We start from the raw sequence: 14,955 nt of genomic DNA, 5'->3' as shown, positions 1-14,955 counted from the left end.
GCCGGAAGTGTAATCCAGACGGTAGTCGAGAAACAGTGTTTTATAAATGGCCCGTTAATGAATGGAAAAACGCCACACCCGTAGGTGTGGCGTTCGATACAGCAAGGGGGCGTGAGATTAGAGGCTTGCTAGACGTTCCTGCTGTTCGTCCAGCAGCACGATGGCTGCTTTAGCTTCCTCAAGACGTGCACGTTCCTTGTCGACGACGGCAGCCGGGGCCTTGGCCACGAAGCTTTCGTTGGAAAGCTTGCGTTCGATGCCGTCGATGACTTTCTGGTGCTGTTCGCGCTGTTTCGCAAGGCGCGCCAGTTCGGCATCCTTGTCGATCAGGCCGGCCAGTGGGACATGCACTTCCAGACCACCGACGTTCTGCATGGCCGTGGCCGGTATGGTGTCGGCATCACGGAACGTGATGTCTTCCAGCTTGGCGAGTTTCAGCAGTACACGCTCGTTTTCCGCTGTGCGACGACGGTCTTCGTCATCACCACGCGCCATGAAGATCGGCAGCGCCTTGCCTGGGGCGATGTTCATTTCGCCGCGGATGTTACGGATAGCCACGATGACCTGTTTTAGCCATTCGATATCAGCGATGGCCTGTTCATCGAGTAGCGCGGCATCCGCTGTCGGCCACGGCTGGTTCATGATGGTGGTGTGTTCGTCCATAACCTGGCCTGTCAGCGGTGCAACGCGCTGCCAGATTTCTTCGGTGATGAACGGAATCATCGGGTGCGCCATGCGCAGGATGGTTTCCAGTACACGAACCAGCGTACGACGCGTACCGCGCAGACGTGCTGCCGGAGCGGTTTCGTCCCACAGTACCGGTTTGGACAGCTCAAGATACCAGTCGCAGTATTCGTTCCACACGAATTCGTACAGGGCATGGGAAGCCAAGTCGAAACGGTAGGTGTCGAGCGCGCGGGTCACTTCTTGCTCGGTCTGCTGCAGGCGAGCGATGATGAAGCGGTCCGCCAGGGTCAGCTCGACATCTTCACCGTGCTGACCACAGTCCTGACCTTCCGTATTGGAAAGTACGTAGCGGGCAGCGTTCCACAGCTTGTTGCAGAAGTTGCGGTAGCCGTCCAGACGACCCATGTCGAACTTGATGTCGCGGCCAGTCGTCGCCTGAGACAGGAAGGTGTAGCGCAGCGCGTCTGTCCCGTGGGACTCAATGCCTTCTGGGAATTCTTTGCGCGTGGCCTTGGCGATCGCCTTGGCTTTCTGTGGCTGCATCATGTTGCCGGTACGTTTGTCGACCAGCGTGTCGAGGTCGATGCCGTCGATCAGGTCGATCGGGTCGAGCACGTTGCCCTTCGACTTCGACATCTTCTGACCTTGACCGTCGCGTACCAGACCGTGCACATAGACCGTCTTGAACGGCACCTGACCCGTGAACTTCAGGGTCATCATGATCATGCGTGCGACCCAGAAGAAGATAATATCGAAGCCGGTGACCAGCGTGCTGGACGGATGGAACGTGGCCAGTTCAGGCGTTTGTTCCGGCCAGCCCAGCGTGCCGAACGTCCACAGCGCGGAGCTGAACCAAGTGTCGAGTACGTCGTTGTCCTGATGCAGTGCAACGTCGGCGCTCAGGCCGTACTTGCTGCGGACTTCCTCTTCATCGCGTGCCACATAGATGTTGCCGTCGGCATCGAACCACGCCGGAATGCGGTGGCCCCACCACAGCTGGCGAGAGATACACCAGTCCTGCAGATCGCGCATCCAAGCGAAGTACATGTTTTCGTAGTTCTTCGGTACGAACTGGATATCGCCATTTTCAACCGCTTCGATGGCCGGCTTGGCCAGCGTTTCGACGGCCACGAACCATTGGTCGGTCAGCATCGGCTCGATGATGACACCCGAACGGTCGCCACGCGGTACCTTCAGCGCATGCGGTTCGATCTTCTCAAGCAGACCCAGCGCGTCGAAGTCGGCAACGACTTTCTTGCGTGCGTCTTCGCGGGTCAGGCCGACGTAGTCGCTTGGCATCTTGCCATCGAAACGATCGGACGGACGGTTGTCGTAGCCGAAGACTTCCGCTTCTTCACGGATAGTGGCCTGCGGCGTCATGATGTTGATCAGGACGCTGTCGTTGCGTTTGCCGGCTTCGTAGTCGTTGAAGTCGTGCGCGGGCGTCATTTTCATGCAGCCTGTCCCGAACTCGCGCTCAACGTAATCGTCAGCGACGATCGGGATGCGGCGATTCAGGATCGGCAGGATGACATCCTTGCCGACCAAGTGCTGGTAGCGTTCGTCTTCGGGGTTGACCGCAATAAAGGTGTCACCCAGCACGGTTTCCGGACGCGTCGTCGCGATGACGACGTAATCCTTGCCATCAGCAGTTTTCTCGCCGTCGGCCAGCGGGTAGCGCAGGTACCACATGGACCCTTGCTCGTCGACGTTTTCCACTTCCAGATCGGAGATAGCGGTCAGTAGTGCCGGGTCCCAGTTGACCAGACGCTTGCCGCGATAGATCAGGTCTTCTTCATACAGGCGTACGAATACTTCTTTGACGGCGCGGCTGAAGTTGTCGTCCATCGTGAAGCATTCGCGTGACCAGTCGAGGCTGGCGCCCAGACGGCGCAGCTGACGAGTAATGTTGCCGCCGGACTCGTTCTTCCATTCCCAGATCTTATCGGTGAACGCTTCGCGGCCGAGGTCGTGGCGTGTCTGGCCGGTTTCGTTGGCCAGCTTGCGCTCAACCAGCATCTGGGTGGCGATACCCGCGTGGTCGGTACCGATCTGCCACAGGGTGTTATGGCCCTGCATGCGCTTCCAGCGGATCAGGGTGTCCATCAGGGTATCTTGGAAGGCATGCCCCATGTGCAGACTGCCCGTCACGTTGGGCGGCGGGATCATGATGGAGTAGGGGGTGCCGGAACCGCTGGGGGCGAAGCAGTTGTCTGCTTCCCACTTCTGATACCAACGGGTTTCGATACGGTCGGGGTGATACGTCTTGTCCATCTGTTCCATGTAGGGCAGCTCGTCCGGTCAGCAAAAAACGAAAGATGGGGAATTATAACGCCGGTTGGTCGTTTCGCACAGGGTTTTAAAGCTATCATGATCTTTCAAACCTTACTCTTCCGCATAGATAATTATTACAAATGATTATTTAAATTTCTGTTTTGTATCTTTATCAATGCTAAGTTTGTTTTTTAGTTTATCTAAAGGGAATATCTCGTCTTTTCTATTTACGGCATCTTGTAGTTCGTTTACTTTTTTTCTCGGCCATTTTTTTATATCCCATTCTTGCTCATCATACCACTTCAATATGACTTTATCAGTTGTGTCTTCTAGCAATGTTATATAATTTTCTATAGTAAGCTCTTCTGATATGGATGGTAGTCTTATTATTGTGTGATTATTTCTAATAATAGACTGTTTTTTATTGTTACTTATATCATTTAATCTTAACGCTCTTTCTAAGCGATTTTTTATGCTAACTTTGTCCTCATCTAATAGAACACTAAATATAGTTTCATGCCAGTCTAAGTTATCGTAAGATTTCGCATCTTCTTCGCTCATCTCTTTTATTATATTTGACATGATGTCAACTATTTTTGTTGATTTTTCTATATGTTTTTGTTTTTTCCTTATTGTTTCAATTGCCTTTTTTGTGTTATCTGATGGTCTCAAAATAAAATCTTTACACCAATCGGTATCGCGAATTTTTTGAGTAAGATCACTTGTTATTTTATTTTTTGCTTGTTCATTATTTGAATTTAATATGTCTGAAATGATAAGAAAGTTATCTTCTTGGTCAAATAAATTGGGAATGTGTTGTTCCCACCCAAATACAAAGTTGATTAGAGGTGAGGGGTCATCATTGAAAATTTCTGACAAGATTTCGTATTTTTCTTTTTTTATTACGTTTTCTATATTTAATCTATGCACCTTTTTGTGTTTTATTATGTTTTTAACTGAGTTTTTTATAAAGTCGTGCTCTAGATTGTTTGTTATTAAGTCAAAATTATTTGATAATACTAAATATTTCCAAAGCTTATCCAATATGGTAGGGTTTTCTTTTATCATTTCAGCTATATGTGCTGCAGCTGAGTCGTATCTATTATTTATACTGAACATTTCATTTAAGTTATTTTTTATTGTTCTTCTGAGTATTTCTAGACATATCCAATCGGAATTTTCGTCATTGTTGATGGACAAAATTTTATTCAATAGTTCATTTGCGTTTATTTTATTTTCCCAGTTGTGTTCAAAAGGTATGATGTATGGAGAGAACGTTATTAGTGTCTCGGAAGGGGTGTTGGGGAAAAATACTGCTGTATCATCAGGCGTTACAATTTCTCCTAGCCTATAACTTTCCATAAACCACAGGAAAAAATCATTGTTTTTTCGACCAGTTTCGTATTCTTCGCATGCTGCTTTTAGTAAATCTAATTTGTCATCAGGAGCGAAATTTATTCCTTTTATATGCCACTCTTCTAATTTTTCTTTAAGTGGCCACAAATGACGAGAAAATACATTTGCATTTGGTTCTCTTAATATAAAAGGGCTTTTTTTTAATAATTTAGAGCACATATGAAGTTCAATTATTTTATCATTGTATGTATCTTTTTTAATCTTGTCTTCTTTGCTATCGTTATCTATTTTATTAAATATTATTTGGGCAATATTTAAATTTGGATCAAAGTCTCTTTCTTTGAGTATTTGCACTGCTTCCATGTAGTCTTCATTATACTCTAAACTTGAGATATCATTTATTTTAATATTTGTTATAGGCAGCCATTTTTCGACAAAAATCTTATATTCTTCGTCACTTAATGAACCTTTTTTTGATAAAAGTTCAGTGATTTTTAATGGAGATGTTTCACTTATAGCTTTACTGAAGAAAAAATCAAAACCATAGATACTAGAGAGAGAAAAAATACGACTTATATCAAGACTGCTTATTGCTTTATTCATTGGAAAATAAATTAACTCACTTTTAGCAATATTTTCGTTTGTTTGGTAGTGGATGCAGGCAATTTGTGTGGTCCACTGTTCTTTATTCATGCTCTCGTTTAAAATATTCTGAGTTAACTTTATTAGTGTCCGGTCATCAGTTTCTTCTTTATTTTCAGTGATAGAAAGTAGGTCTTCTAAACTTATATTGGGTTCAGATGTGCCTTTAATAGAAAGTAAGTATGCGCTACAGCAAATAGGAGATATTTCTTGGCTATGGCATGTTATTATACATGCTATGTCATTTATATGACGCTTTAAAAAGCGCGGCGTTACATCTTTGGTTGGATCTTTCCATATTTCTATTAGCTTTACGCATGCATTGGACTCTGTTAAATTTTCGATTGTTTCTTCCCAGTATTTTTGAAATTGATTAGCCCACCCTGCGGATACTATGGGGGGGGATCTAAAAACAATAGGAAGACGTTTGGATATATATTCTTTTCCTTCATTTATGTTGTCTGGATTCATTGCTTTTGCGACGTGATATTCTGAATAAGGAAGAATTATTTTTAGGTTTTTACTTCCTGTTGATGCGAAAATGTCGATATCACTCCAGATTTCTTGGACTTTGCCTTTTTCAACTCGATCAATATTATCTATGATCAGTATTATTTTTTCATTATTAGGTACGAGGTCTATAAACGAATTAAAAGCTTTTTTTAACTCAATGCTGCCTACCTCTCTGGTAACACTGAATGTCTCATTTATGGTATCTTTCGTATTCTTTTTCAAGACGTCAGCTGGAGAAATATTTTTACCTTCTGTAAATAAAGATGCAAAAAGCCATATAAGTAAAGGTGATGTAGTTGATATTACTGTTATAAATTTATGTATATCAAAGTCTGAACTGCTGCATTGATCTCTAAAACAAAATAACCATTCAAATAAATAGGTGAAAGACTTATCTATGTTTTTTACTGTTAGTATGTATGAAATAATATATGCTACTGCTAAAAAGCTTATAGAGCTACTTATGTTCTTATCATACTGAAGTGTGTTTCCTAATGCTCTATTTTTTATATCGTTTATATTTTTTTGATTTTTAGGTGATATTAATGATATTTCATTAGCAAAGTTTTCTATAAAGGCGGCTTTTGTAGATGAGTGGTGATGTTGATCAATATCGAAATATATAAAGTGGTAGTTCTCTTGTTCATCTTCTAGTTTTTTTTCAAGTATTTTTATTATAGTGCTTTTCCCCGACCCGAAGCAACCTTCCAGTCCTATTAAATCTATTTCTTCAAAGTTTTTTATTATATGTTTTATGCCATCGGCAGCGCTCTCATGTCCAGCACCTTCAAAAGAATCATTGGTGGATGGTGCTTCTAATTGAAACTTACTTATTTTATGTTTAGTCAAGAGTGTTTTCCTGTTTAAATATATTTCCGGTTAATATGGTTGAATTCTAGAGTTAGCTTAGTCGCTTATAATGGGCTTGCGCATATCGTGGCTCTTCACGGGGTAGCCGCGCTTCTTATAGGTCTGCCAGCACTCGCGCTTGGCATTGAGGATGTCCTGACGCTGACAGATGATTTCGGCGACGCGGTCGAAGCGTGAAAACCAGTCAGGAATATCGAGTGCAAGGTTGAGCAGTACGTCGATACCAGGTTCCGGTGCTTCATCACCGTGGCCGATAGTGACGGGCGGCTGTGGTTCGATTGGGGCATCCAGACGCATATGCGGTACATAGCTGTCAGGACGAAACTGCCACAGCTGTTCGTCGATCAGGCTGGCGGTATCGGCATCGTCAACGTGGATATGCACGCGGTACTGCTTGTGCAGGATGGTATCGACGAGACGGCAGGCAAACGCTGTGCGGGCATCCGCAGTGGTATCGGACAGGATGTAGAAGTCGACGTTTGTCATGGAAGGGGCTGCCGCTGCGTGAATGATGGGCCATGAGAGAAGGAGGCGCTGCTTCCCTCAGGAAAGCAGCGCGCAGGATACGTGACTTACACGCCGCCGTCGATATCGAGCAGGGCACCGGTCACGAAGGAGGCTTCATCGGAGGCCAGCCATAGAATGCCGTAGGCCACTTCTTCCGGGCGGCCAGCACGGCCCAACGGGGTGAAGTTGGCTGCTTCGGCCACTTTTTCGCCGTTACCGCCGCTGGCATGAATGTCGGTGGCGATGACGCCCGGTCGTACCGTATTGATACGGATCCGATCAGGGCCCAGCTCTTTTGACAGGCCTTCGGTCAGGCTGTCGATCGCGCCCTTGGAAGCAGCATAGTCGACAAATTCGTTCTCACAGCCCAGCTTGGAGGCGATGGAACCGACGTTGACGATGGCACCGCCATGACCACCGTGGCGCGTCGCCATGTGCTTCACGGCTTCGCGGATGCAGATCATGGTGCCGAAGGAGTTGATGCGCAACATGCGTTCGAGACGTTCACCGCTCATCTCGTCGATGCGTGCGACCTGATCGACGATACCGGCGCTGTTGACCAAAACGTCGAGACGACCGAAGTGCTCGACCGTCTTCTGCACCATACCGATCACATCGGCTTCGACGCTGACGTCGGCCTGCAGTGCCAGTGCAGAATCCGGGCCGTTGATGCGCAGCAGATCGGCCAATACGCGGTCGGCTTCCTGTTGGTTGCTGCGGTAGCTGAAGGCCACTAGGTAGCCGCGTTCGGCGGCGATACGAGCAGTGGCAGCACCGATGCCGCGGCTGCCGCCGGTGATCAGCATGACCTTGCGAGTAGTGTCAGTCATCTCTGGCTCCTGTTTTATAGTAGGAATTCGTGCGTGGTAAGGATGGAGGAACGGCAAGCACCGCCGCTGCGGGCAATCGCAGTGATGAAACATGCCCGTATGAACTGTTTGGCAGGCGGCTCAAACGCCGCCGTCTACGTCCAGTATTGCGCCGGTAGTGAACGAGGCTTCGCTTGAAGCCAGCCACAGCAGCGCATGGGCGATTTCCTCAGGCTGTCCTGCGCGTCCCATAGGAATGCGTCCTTCCGCCTGGCGTGCCTTGTCGGGGCGTCCACCTTCTACATGAATCAGTGTGTCGATGACGCCGGGGCGTACGGTATTGACGCGGATGCCGTCGGCGGCCAATTCCTTGGATAATCCTTCCGTCAGACTGTCGATAGCCCCCTTAGAGGCGGCGTAGTCGACGTATTCGTTCGGGCTGCCACGGTGTGCGGCGGCGGAACCGACATTGACGATGGCGCCACCGTGCCCGCCACTGCGGGTCGACATTCGTTTGACTGCTTCTCGGCAGCACAGCATGACGCCCACCACATTGATGGTCATCATGCGCTGAATACGTTGCGCGCTCATCTCGCGCAGCGGCATGGCGGTGTCCACAATACCCGCATTGTTGATCAGCACGTCCAGCCGTTCGTACTGCGCCATCGCGGCGTCGAACAGGGCGATGATCTGCTGCTCGTCGGCCATATCGGCCTGCACGGCGATGGCATCGCCGCCGTCGCGCTGAATGTCTTCCAGCACACGCTGCGCAGAAACTTCATCCTGACGATAGCTGAACACGACGCGGTAGCCACGTTGAGCGGCCAGTCGTGCCGTAGCGGCACCGATACCGCGTCCACCGCCGGTCACGAGCAACACGGGAGTGTCACGTGGCGCTGCGGGTTCGTTGTCGAGAACGACCGCCATGTCGGTTTCTCCTGAAATGCACGCTGTTCAGCCGGAGCCGAACAGCGCTCGTCAATGAAATAGAGACCTACCCTGACATCCGGGTAGGCTCAGGTCGCTCAGGCGTTGGCCTGTTGCAGCAGATAGCGGGTCAGCAGGCCGACCGGACGTCCCGTTGCCCCTTGCTTGCCGTGCCAAGCCGTGCCCGCGACATCCAAATGCGCCCACGGATATTTGGCAAAGCGAGACAGGAAGCAGGCTGCTGTGATGGAGCCGCCCTTACGGCCGCCGATATTGGCGATGTCGGCGAAGTTAGAGTCCAACTGAGACTGATAGTCGTCCCACAGCGGCATCTGCCAGACGCGATCCCAGCTGGCGTCGGCTGCATTGCGCAGCGACTGGGCCAGTGCGTCATCGTTGGCGTACAGACCGGAAGCGTGGTCGCCCAGCGCAATGATGCAGGCGCCCGTCAGCGTGGCAATGTCGACAACACTGGCGGGCGCAAAGCGTTCGGCATAGGCAAGCGCATCGCACAGCACCAAGCGGCCTTCCGCATCGGTGTTCAGCACCTCGACGGTCATGCCATTGAGCGTGGTGATGATATCGCCCGGTTTAAGGGCCTTGCCGTCCGGCATATTTTCAGCCGTTGCGATGATACCCACCACATTGATGCGCGGTTTTAGTGCCAACAGAGCCTTGAATGTTCCCAGTACGCTGGCCGCACCGCCCATGTCGTAGCGCATCTCGTCCATGTCGGCACCCGGTTTGAGTGAGATGCCACCCGTATCGAAGGTGATGCCTTTGCCGACCAGTACGTGCGGTGCGTCGCTTTCGGCACCGCCGCGGTATTCCATCACGATCAGGCGCGATTCCTGCTCGCTACCCTGACCCACGGCCAGTAGCGCGCCAGCGCCCAGTTCGCGCAGTTGCTCTTCACCCAGAACGGTGGTGGTCAGCGCGCTATCGGCGGCCAGCGACTGTGCTTGGTCGGCAAGATAGGCGGGCGTGCAGATGTTGCCCGGCAGGTTGGCCAGTTCGCGGGCGAAGTTGATGCCTTCGCCGTACGCATTACCCACGGACAGCCCGTGTTCGGCAGCGGCCTTGGCATCCGCGCTAGCGATCAAGGCTACGGACTCGAGCGCGACCTTGGGTTGATCGCCCGTCTTGCAGGCAGTGAAGCGATAGGTCGCGCGCAGCGCATGTTCCGCTACGGCACGAGCAACGCTTTCGGTATCCAGTTTGGCATTGGTTAGCCCTTCACTGGCGATCCCAACACGTTTTGCCGACAGTTCGGACACGGCAGCAAAAGCGGCGCTTAGCAGCTTCTGCAGGGCGTCCATTGAAAACGCGTCCGGTTTGCCTGCGCCTACCAGCAGTACGTGAGTTAGCGACAGACCGGACAGATCGCTGCGCAGCAGGGTCTTGCCCGGCTTGGCTTTGAAATCGCCCCGCGCGATAGGCGCCAGCAGACGGCCATCAGTAGCACTGTCGAGTTCCTGTGCGAGAGAAGACGGTGTATCGGTATCAAAAACGGGCAGGATCAAGCAGTCCAGCGCTGACTGATCAAGAGCGGTAACCGTGGTGAAAAGCATAGAAAGCTCCGATGAATCGTAGAGGGTGACGAGAGTGGCCCGAGACAGTGACTCTAGGGTGGTGCGCCAATGACGCAGACTCGGCGCAGTGACGGTGCTCTCAGCGGCCGTTAGGATCTTAGATGGGGACGATTGTCATTGAATAAACCTTAGCATTTATCCAACGCGTGCGGCACCCCGAGATAAACGGCTAATGAACGCGTGGCATATGGCTGTATCGGATGCGCTTGATCGCCACATCGTGAAGCGAAGTGAACGGTACGCGACACCGATGAGTAAGCGGTGCGGGCATTGGCACGAACATACCCGCTGTTGTATGGCGTAAAGGTGCTGTCGGTTACGACGACGTATCGTGATATACCGCCATGCAAGAGTGCGTAAATGGCACGCTAATCATTAATAATGAAGGAAGAAAAGGGAGATGACATGAGCGTGGCTATCATCGAAGGCAAGACCATCGAAAAAGAGAAGGACGTTTATGTGCAAGTGGCTAGCCAGATAGATTTTGGCGTGGGTTATGGCTACAACTACCACGCTTTTCTTGATCGCCTAGGGTACGACCTAGAACGCCCCATTCATATCGTTTGGAAGGACCATGCTGTTTCAAAAAACGTACTGGGGCGTGATTTCGACCGGCTGGTTGCTTTAATGGAGCAGATCAAGAGGGATGATGAACGCTTCTGCCCAGAGGGCGAGCGTTTTACGTTTTCGCTGGAGTAATACTGGGGTAAGTAATAAGAGCATGTTTCATACCTCCGATACCCCTGTCATTGAAGGGGCTTCAAACCATAAATTGCGGTAGAAAACGTCTATTTTAGAACGGGCAAAAGCAATCACTCAGGTTATGAAACACTCTCTAAGAAAAAGCGCCTTGGATACGGTGATAAAAAGGTGATGAGCAAGAGGGCGAGGAGCATATGATGACCTTACTCATATGGCACAGAATCTGACATCAACATGTGCGGGCCTGCACCGGCGAGGCACGGCGTGCAATATTGCCTTATCCTTTCTAAACCAAATGCTAATGCCGCAGTCACATAGGGTATCCGTAGCGGCGGCGAATGAGCGGCCTTCTGTATGCGCTGCGTGACTGCTTTCAATGGTATATCGCTCTTCCTCGTTAGGGGCATTCCTGCGTGCATCTGTTACGATGGCGGGTTGCCGTGCTTGATGCTGCCAGCATCGCAACGTGTGCGGCATTCCAGTACCATGCTTCGCGCACCGCGATGACATGGTGATTCAGCGAGTGTTGAAGTGCCGTCAAATTCAATGAATTTAGCCGTTTGTTGCTGAAAGGCACGTACTGCGTCTAGGGTGAAAGACGTCAATGTCGGTGTCGATACGCGCATTTCCTGTTCGATAAGGGATGCGAGCGGCCGGTTTTATGAACATGTTCCGCACTGATGAAAACGGGTCTTGCTCAGGAGTCCGGGCAGACAGTGGGGATTAGGGAGAAACGAGCGCGTGGTTGTCTTTCGTTATCTTATCCGCGAGATCGTACTGACGATGCTGGCCGTAGCGGTGGTACTGCTATTGGTCATTATGGGCAGTCGCATCATTCGTTATATGTCAGCCGCCGCGTCGGGCGAGCTGCCGCTGGGGTTGGTCGGTCGTCTGGTGATGTACCAGATGCCAGGCTTTCTAGAGCTGATACTGCCGCTGGCGTTTTTCCTGGGCATTCTGCTGGCCTACGGTCAGTTGTATATGAACAGTGAGATGACCGTGCTGCGGGCCTGCGGCGTTAGTCCGATGAAGGTGCTGCGCGTATCGCTGTGGCCCGGTGCCGTTGTGGCCGTTATCGTCGCGCTGTGCAGCCTGTGGCTGGGACCGCTCGGCAAGCAGCAGATTTCTGAAGCCCTGTTCGAACAGCAGCAGCACGCTGATTTCAGCATACTGTCCGCTGGTCGCTTCCAGAACGTGGGGGGGCGCACGGTATATGCCGCCAGCATGAGCCACGGCAACAGCCAGCTCAATGATATTTTCGTGTCCGAGCCGCAGCGTACCAAGGGTGCACCGGCCGAGGTGGTCATCAAGGCCGATCACGCCTATCAGGTGCGCGATGAGAAGACGGGCGTGCGCTACTTGGTATTGGACAGTGGCGAGCGCTATAGCGTTGAAGCAGGGCGTATGGATGCCGAACGCCTGACCTTCGCCAGCTACTCGACGAAGATTGAGGACAACCTACAAGCGCTGGAAGTGAGCGAAATGGATGCGATGCCTTCCGCTCAGCTGTGGGGCAGTCATGACCGTAAGATGCGTGCAGAGCTGCAGTGGCGCTGGTCGCTGGCGATCATGGTGCCGATACTGACCCTGCTGGCGATGTCGCTGTCGAAGGTGGATCCGCGCCATGGTCGCTTCGGTCGTATTCTGCCCGCGATCATCCTGCACATTGCTTATCTCAGCTTGCTGCTGACGGCCAAGAGCCTGATCGGCAACAGCCGTTGGCCTGCCGATGTTGGCATGTGGCCTATTCACTTGGGATTTTTGATCTTGGGTATCTGGCTGGTGAAACGTACGTTCGGTCATAAGGGAGCCCGCTGATGTTTGACCGTTTTGACCGCTATATCGCCCGCAATGTGCTGTGGGCGATGTTGATCGTACAGGTCACGCTGCTGTCGCTGGATTTCCTGCTCAGTTTCATTAACGAACTGGGGGATGCCAGCAAGGATTACGGCCCGTTGCAGATGCTGGCCTATCAGGCGATGCGTCTGCCGTGGCGCTTCTATGGCTACATCCCCGTTGGCGTTCTGCTGGGGGGGCTGCTGGGGCTAGGTGGCATGGCGTCCAGCAATGAGCTGACGGCGATCCGTGCTGCGGGCCGATCGCTGACACGCATCGTATGGGGTGCGATGAAACCGCTGCTACTGGTGATTGGCATCACGATGGCGATCGGTGAATGGGTGGTGCCTCTCTCGGAGCAGAGCGCTACCGCCTATCGCCTTGAGCGACTCAAAGGCATTGGGGCTATGTCACAGAGCGGCGGCTGGCAGACCGAAGGCGGCGATATCTACCGCTTCGGCACGATTCGCTCCGACAATACGGTATTGGACGTCACGCGCTTCGTCTTCAATGGCCACACGTTAACTTCCGTGACGCATGCGGACTCGGCCAGCTGGGATGCCGCACAGCAGCAGTGGACATTGCATGCCGTCAAGGAAACGCATCTGAGTGAGCAACAGGTGCAAACGAACAGCGCAGACAGCGCTCGCTGGGATACGGCCTTCTCGCCAGAGTTTCTTACCCTGGTGCTGATGGACCCCGAAACCCAGTCGATCGGTGATCTGTGGCGCTATGGTCGCTATATGGACGATCAAGGTACCGACAGCCATTCGGCATGGCTGAACTTCTGGCAGAAGGCACTGCAGCCGCTGGCGTTGGCCGGCTTGCTGCTGGTAGCGGCATCATTCGTATTCGGGCCGCTACGGACGGTCGCGGCCGGTACGCGCATCTTCTACGGCATTGTAGCGGGGCTGATCTTCAAATATACCCAGGACCTGCTGGCACCGTCGTCCGTACTGTTCCACTTTTCGCCGCTATGGGCCGTACTGGCGCCGATCATTGCCTGCTGGCTGCTCGGTATCATGCTGCTGCGTAAGCGCGGTTAGCGGGCACAGGGCGTTGCTTTGGTGTGCATGTTCATCAAGATGTTTGTTGAAGTCAGCGCTTTGAACGATGGCGCTTTCGAGAAGGATTGCGCGCAGTGGCGCGCTGCTTGACACTCACTGTATGAACAGCGCCCACCGCTGTGCTTAATAGGTACTGGATGGAAGAAGGCCCGTGTCGATCACCGACGCGGGCCTTCTTTTTTTCGCTTGCTGGTTTTGCGCGTACCGGTTTTTGCCGACAGCTATCGGTGATACCGCTGCCGATAGTCGTCACGGCCGCGCGTCACGCACGGCATCATTCTGGCGCGTTCGAGCGCTGCGCACGCCGTTCGAGGCATTCCATGACATGGGCCGCAGCAACAAAGCCGAATGTACCGGTCAGGAAGGTGGCTGCGCCGTAACCTGCCGCGCAGTCCATCCGCGTGGCATTACCCGCGCCGGGCTTCTGCATGCAGACCGCGCCGGTCATGTCGGGATAGCGGCGTTGTTCGGTTGAGCAGACGCAACTGATACCGAAGCGACGCTTGATGTTGCGGCTATAGCCATGTTCGCGGCGCAGGCGGGCGCGCACCTTGGCCAGCAACGGGTCATGCTCGGTGCGGGTCAGGTCGCGAATCTCCACGCGGGTTGGGTCGATGAGGCCTCCCGCGCCACCCGTGACAGTCAGGCCGATCTTGCGCCGCTTGCACCATGCAATCAGCTCTGTCTTGGCGATGACGCTGTCAATGGCATCGACAACGTGATCGGCATCGGCAGGAATGCGTTCGTCGATATTGGTGGGTGTGACGAATCCTTCTACGGTGTTGATGCGCATCCCCGGGTTGATAAGGCGGGCTCGCTCGGCAAGGATCTGCACCTTGGGGCGTCCGATCGTGCCATCTAGCGCATGAAGCTGGCGGTTGATGTTGGAGACGCAGGCATCATCGAGATCAATCAGCGTTAGCGTGCCGACTCCGCTGCGGGCGAGCGCCTCTACGGTCCAGCTGCCGACCCCGCCGACGCCCACAACCACGACGTGGGCACGGGTGAACGCATCGAAGCTCTGGCGGCCGTAGAGGCGCTGGATGCCGCCGAAGCGGAAGTCGGCATCGTCACTGGTATACGCTGGCCGTTCATCGGTGGCCGAGGTCATGGCATCGCGGTCTGACATGAGCATTGTCCTGAATACTGAGAATGGGGCGGAGCAAGCCGAAG

The 14,955-nt window shown here is 52.3% G+C and carries 10 protein-coding genes; 3 read left to right on the top strand and 7 right to left on the bottom strand.

Annotated features, from left to right (window positions below):
- Positions 1-117: 117 nt before the first annotated feature.
- The 6 genes from ACMHYW_RS09205 to ACMHYW_RS09180 all read right to left on the bottom strand — a co-directional run bounded on the left by ACMHYW_RS09205 (position 118) and on the right by ACMHYW_RS09180 (position 10,156).
- Positions 118-2,961: a valine--tRNA ligase gene (locus ACMHYW_RS09205; RefSeq protein ID WP_414501490.1), complete on the bottom strand. Its 2,844-nt coding sequence runs from the start codon at positions 2,959-2,961 to the stop codon at positions 118-120.
- A gap of 144 nt (positions 2,962-3,105) precedes the next feature.
- A complete protein-coding gene (locus ACMHYW_RS09200; RefSeq protein WP_414499676.1) occupies positions 3,106-6,321 on the bottom strand; it encodes a P-loop NTPase fold protein in 3,216 nt (1,071 codons plus the stop codon).
- A gap of 57 nt (positions 6,322-6,378) precedes the next feature.
- Positions 6,379-6,828, bottom strand: coding sequence for a DNA polymerase III subunit chi (locus ACMHYW_RS09195; RefSeq protein WP_414499675.1), 450 nt, complete (start codon positions 6,826-6,828; stop codon positions 6,379-6,381).
- An 86-nt stretch (positions 6,829-6,914) separates the two neighbouring features.
- A complete protein-coding gene (locus ACMHYW_RS09190) occupies positions 6,915-7,679 on the bottom strand; it encodes an SDR family oxidoreductase (RefSeq protein WP_414499674.1) in 765 nt (254 codons plus the stop codon).
- Positions 7,680-7,799: 120 nt separating this feature from the next.
- Entirely contained in the window at positions 7,800-8,585 is a 786-nt protein-coding gene (locus tag ACMHYW_RS09185; protein ID WP_414499673.1) for a glucose 1-dehydrogenase, read from the bottom strand.
- A 98-nt stretch (positions 8,586-8,683) separates the two neighbouring features.
- A complete protein-coding gene (locus ACMHYW_RS09180; RefSeq protein WP_414499672.1) occupies positions 8,684-10,156 on the bottom strand; it encodes a leucyl aminopeptidase in 1,473 nt (490 codons plus the stop codon).
- Between the two features lie 426 nt (positions 10,157-10,582).
- Between ACMHYW_RS09180 and ACMHYW_RS09175 the strand changes: the two genes are divergently transcribed.
- The 3 genes from ACMHYW_RS09175 to lptG all read left to right on the top strand — a co-directional run bounded on the left by ACMHYW_RS09175 (position 10,583) and on the right by lptG (position 13,761).
- A complete protein-coding gene (locus ACMHYW_RS09175) occupies positions 10,583-10,876 on the top strand; it encodes a barstar family protein (RefSeq protein WP_414499671.1) in 294 nt (97 codons plus the stop codon).
- A gap of 744 nt (positions 10,877-11,620) precedes the next feature.
- On the top strand, positions 11,621-12,697 hold the full coding sequence (gene lptF / locus ACMHYW_RS09170; RefSeq protein ID WP_414499670.1) for an LPS export ABC transporter permease LptF: 1,077 nt from the start codon (positions 11,621-11,623) through the stop codon (positions 12,695-12,697).
- Positions 12,697-13,761 (top strand): LPS export ABC transporter permease LptG, encoded by a 1,065-nt coding sequence (gene lptG / locus ACMHYW_RS09165; RefSeq protein ID WP_414499669.1) that lies wholly within the window; start codon positions 12,697-12,699, stop codon positions 13,759-13,761. The genes lptF and lptG overlap by 1 nt, the downstream gene beginning before the upstream one ends.
- Before the next feature lie 295 nt (positions 13,762-14,056).
- On the opposite strand, the gene tcdA is transcribed toward lptG, so the two are convergent.
- Positions 14,057-14,917, bottom strand: a complete 861-nt coding sequence (tcdA, locus tag ACMHYW_RS09160; RefSeq protein WP_414499668.1) for a tRNA cyclic N6-threonylcarbamoyladenosine(37) synthase TcdA — start codon at positions 14,915-14,917, stop codon at positions 14,057-14,059.
- Positions 14,918-14,955 lie beyond the last annotated feature (38 nt).

Source organism: Zymobacter sp. IVIA_12111.31 C1 (assembly GCF_047495495.1).
Taxonomy (GTDB): domain Bacteria; phylum Pseudomonadota; class Gammaproteobacteria; order Pseudomonadales; family Halomonadaceae; genus Zymobacter.
This window is presented reverse-complemented; position numbering and strand designations above follow the sequence as displayed.

Excerpts from the sequence above, each read along its gene's own strand:
- ACMHYW_RS09205 (WP_414501490.1), bottom strand. The coding sequence starts at position 2,961 with ATGGACAAGACGTATCACCCCGACCGTATCGAAACCCGTTGGTATCAG.
- ACMHYW_RS09195 (WP_414499675.1), bottom strand. The coding sequence starts at position 6,828 with ATGACAAACGTCGACTTCTACATCCTGTCCGATACCACTGCGGATGCC.
- ACMHYW_RS09190 (WP_414499674.1), bottom strand. The coding sequence starts at position 7,679 with ATGACTGACACTACTCGCAAGGTCATGCTGATCACCGGCGGCAGCCGC.
- ACMHYW_RS09185 (WP_414499673.1), bottom strand. The coding sequence starts at position 8,585 with ATGGCGGTCGTTCTCGACAACGAACCCGCAGCGCCACGTGACACTCCC.
- ACMHYW_RS09180 (WP_414499672.1), bottom strand. The coding sequence starts at position 10,156 with ATGCTTTTCACCACGGTTACCGCTCTTGATCAGTCAGCGCTGGACTGC.
- ACMHYW_RS09175 (WP_414499671.1), top strand. The coding sequence starts at position 10,583 with ATGAGCGTGGCTATCATCGAAGGCAAGACCATCGAAAAAGAGAAGGAC.
- lptG (WP_414499669.1), top strand. The coding sequence starts at position 12,697 with ATGTTTGACCGTTTTGACCGCTATATCGCCCGCAATGTGCTGTGGGCG.
- tcdA (WP_414499668.1), bottom strand. The coding sequence starts at position 14,917 with ATGCTCATGTCAGACCGCGATGCCATGACCTCGGCCACCGATGAACGG.